At 71.4% G+C, this 3,466-nt stretch carries 2 protein-coding genes and 1 pseudogene; 1 reads left to right on the top strand and 2 read right to left on the bottom strand.

The window, feature by feature from the left end:
* Nucleotides 1-642: pseudogene (locus tag K4G64_RS38775) on the top strand (transcriptional regulator); the annotation flags it as partial.
* Here the strand turns inward: K4G64_RS38775 and K4G64_RS38770 are convergent.
* Both K4G64_RS38770 and K4G64_RS38765 read right to left on the bottom strand, forming a co-directional pair.
* Nucleotides 639-2,381 carry a pyruvate dehydrogenase gene (locus K4G64_RS38770; protein WP_221760543.1) on the bottom strand — a complete coding sequence of 581 codons (1,743 nt, stop codon included), beginning with the start codon at nt 2,379-2,381 and terminating at the stop codon, nt 639-641. The pseudogene K4G64_RS38775 and the gene K4G64_RS38770 sit on opposite strands and share 4 nt — an antisense overlap.
* Nucleotides 2,382-2,447: 66 nt before the next feature.
* Nucleotides 2,448-3,368 carry a protein phosphatase 2C domain-containing protein gene (locus K4G64_RS38765; RefSeq protein ID WP_221760544.1) on the bottom strand — a complete coding sequence of 307 codons (921 nt, stop codon included), beginning with the start codon at nt 3,366-3,368 and terminating at the stop codon, nt 2,448-2,450.
* Nucleotides 3,369-3,466: the final 98 nt, after the last annotated feature.

The raw sequence follows: 3,466 nt of genomic DNA, 5'->3' as shown, positions 1-3,466 counted from the left end.
CCGCCCACCGGCGGCTCCGTGCCCGCCCCGCCCCTCACCTGGTCGGCCGACTCCCAGGCCTGGGAGCTCGGCTGCGCTCACGACTACGTCATCGCCAGGCCACCCGGGCAGGTGGCACCGCCGCCCGTCCCGCAGGACGCGGGCGTCTGGGCCGCCTCGCAGAACGCGGTGCACGGCGGCGAGACGCTCGTGGAGCTGACCGTGCAGGGGCGGACCGACACGGCCGTCGTGCTGGAGGCGCTGCGCGTACGCGTGGTGGGGCGGACGGCTCCGGCGCAGGGCAACGCCTACGCCATGGACCGGGGCTGCGGCGGTTCGATCACCCCGCGCTCCTTCGACGTGAACCTGGACATGGACCGGCCCATCGCCCGCGCGGTCGCCGGGAGCGACGCGGGTACGCCGATCCCGGCGGTGCGCATGCCGTACCGCGTCTCCGCGCGGGACCCCGAGGTGCTGCTGGTCAACGCCAGGACCCAAGGGTGCGACTGCCGCTGGTACCTGGAACTCGACTGGTCCTCGCAGGGCCGCACGGGCACGGTCCGGATCGACGACAAGGGCCGCCCGTTCCGGACCAGCGGCATCAAGGGGCTGCCCCGCTACGTGTACGAGACCTCCGCGCGCGCGTGGGTGCCCTACAGCTAGAAGCGGGGGACGTTGCGCAGGTTGGAGCGGGCCATCTGCAGCATCCGGCCGACCCCGCCGTCCAGCACCATCTTCGAGGCGGACAGGGCGAATCCGGTCACCATCTCCGCCTTGATCTTCGGGGGGATGGACAGCGCGTTGGGGTCGGTGACGACATCGACGAGGGCCGGCCCCTTGTGCTTGAAGGCGTCCTTCAGTGCCCCGGGGAGGTCCTTGGGCTTCTCGACGCGCACCCCGTACGCACCGCAGGCGCGGGCGACGGCGGCGAAGTCGGGGTTCTTGTTCGCGGTGCCGTACGAGGGGAGGCCGGCGACCAGCATCTCCAACTCGACCATGCCGAGAGAGGAGTTGTTGAACAGCACGACCTTCACGGGCAGGTCGTACTGCACCAGCGTCAGGAAGTCGCCCATCAGCATGGAGAAGCCGCCGTCACCGGACATCGACACGACCTGCCGCTTGCGGTCGGTGAACTGGGCGCCGATCGCCATGGGCAGCGCGTTCGCCATCGAGCCGTGGGAGAAGGAGCCGATGACCCGGCGGCGGCCGTTGGGTGAGATGTAGCGGGCGGCCCAGACGTTGCACATGCCGGTGTCGACGGTGAACACGGCGTCGTCGGCGGCCACTTCGTCGAGCACGGACGCCACGTACTCGGGGTGGATCGGCGTGTGCTTCTCGACCTTGCGGGTGTACGCCTTCACCACCCCTTCCAGCGCGTCGGCATGCTTCTTCAGCATCCGGTCGAGGAAGCGGCGGTTCTTCTTCTCCTTCACCCGCGGGATCAGACAGCGCAGCGTCTCCCGTACGTCGCCCCACACCGCGAGGTCCAGCTTGGAGCGGCGGCCGAGGTTCTCGGGCCGGACGTCGACCTGGACGATCTGCACGTCGTCGGGGAGGAACGCGTTGTAGGGGAAGTCGGTGCCGAGCAGGATCAGCAGGTCGCACTCGTGGGTGGCCTCGTAGGCGGCGCCGTAGCCGAGCAGGCCGCTCATACCGACGTCGAAGGGATTGTCGTACTGGATCCATTCCTTGCCGCGCAGGGCGTGCCCGACCGGCGACTTGATCTTCCCGGCGAACTCCATGACCTCGGCGTGCGCGCCGGCCGTGCCGCTGCCGCAGAAGAGGGTGACCTTGCCGGCGCCGTCGATCATCTCGACGAGCCGGTCGATCTCGGCGTCGCCCGGGCGGACCGTCGGACGGGAGGTGACGAGGGCGGTCTCGGCGGCCTTCTCCGGGGCGGGCCGGTCGGCGATGTCGCCGGGCAGGGTGACGACGCTGACGCCGCTGCGTCCGACGGCGTTCTGGATGGCGGTCTGCAGCAGCCGTGGCATCTGCTGCGGGCTGGAGATCATCTCGCTGTAGTGGCTGCATTCGGTGAACAGCCGGTCGGGGTGGGTCTCCTGGAAGAAGCCGAGGCCGATCTCGCTGGACGGGATGTGCGAGGCGAGGGCGAGAACCGGGGCCATGGAGCGGTGGGCGTCGTAGAGGCCGTTGATGAGGTGAAGGTTGCCGGGGCCGCAGGAGCCGGCGCAGGCGGCGAGGGAGCCGGTGAGCTGCGCCTCGGCACTGGCGGCGAAGGCGGCGGTCTCCTCGTGCCGGACGTGGATCCAGTCGATGGCGGAGTTGCGGCGCACGGCGTCGACGACCGGGTTGAGGCTGTCGCCGACGACTCCGTAGAGACGTTTGACCCCGGCGCGGGTCAGGATGTCGACGAACTGTTCCGCGACGTTCTGTTTGGCCATGGCTCTCGTCTGCCCCTTCGGTCTCCTGGGATCCCTCCGGGTTCCATCAAGTCACACCGGTGGCGCTCACGCCTCCCATACCGCGGCGGCCGTACGGTCGTCCGCATAGCCCTTGACCCGCACCTGGGAGTCGGCGAGGAACGCGGCGAGGCCGGGCGGTTCGGGGCGGGACCAGCGTTCGGCGAGGTACTCGCCCAGTTCGGGCTCACCGCGCAGGGGCTCGGCGAGCCCGCCGCTGCACATCAGGAGCGTGTCACCCGGGCGGGCGACGGAGGTCCGGAAGCGGAAAGGCTCGCGGGGCGGCTCCGGGGCCGGTTCGTACGGGCTGGGCGGCGTCGGGATGCCCAGGTCCATGGTGAGCCGGTCGCCCTCGGGGGTCTCGGAGGGCGGTGAGCCGAAGCCCACGACGGGTTCGCCCCTGACGTCGGCGACCTGCGGCTCGATGTCCTGCCACTCGCCCTCCCGCAACCGGAACAGTCCGCCCGGTCCGACCCCGAAGAACACCCGCGTGCGGCACCCGGGGTCGGCGGACAGCAGCAGACAGCGCAGGCTGGCCGCGTACTCCTCGGGGTCGACACCCTGCTCGGAGGCGCTGGCCCGGAGCTTGCCGAGGCTGCGGTCGGTGAGCCGGTGCAGCCCTGACTTGAGGTCGCCGCGCCGGCCGTCCCTTATGTCCTCGACCAGGCGGGCGTGGCTGCGTCCGACGGCCCGTCCGATCCACTGACAGGCCTCGGCGGCGGCCCGGTGCGCACCCGGTGTGGCCCGGGCCCCGGTCGCCATCGCCACCAGCAGCAGCGCGTGCTCACCCGTCCCGAACCGGGCGGTGAGCAGCGAGTCCCTGCGGGGCTCGCCCCGATACCGCGCGGAGTCCCCCCGCACGGAGACGGCCCGCAGCGTGCAGGCCCCGTACCGGGCCCCGTCCAGCACGGTGTCCGCAACGAGATCGTCGAGGTCGTCCGGGTCGGCGGACAGCAGCAGACAGCGCAGGCTGGCCGCGTACTCCTCGGGGTCGACACCCTGCTCGGAGGCGCTGGCCCGGAGCTTGCCGAGGCTGCGGTCGGTGAGCCGGTGCAGCCCTGACTTGA

Source organism: Streptomyces sp. WAC04114, from assembly GCF_019733245.1.
In the GTDB taxonomy this organism is placed as follows: domain Bacteria; phylum Actinomycetota; class Actinomycetes; order Streptomycetales; family Streptomycetaceae; genus Streptomyces; species Streptomyces massasporeus_A.
The sequence above is the reverse complement of the archived record's forward strand: the minus strand, read 5'-3'. Positions and strand labels throughout refer to the sequence as shown.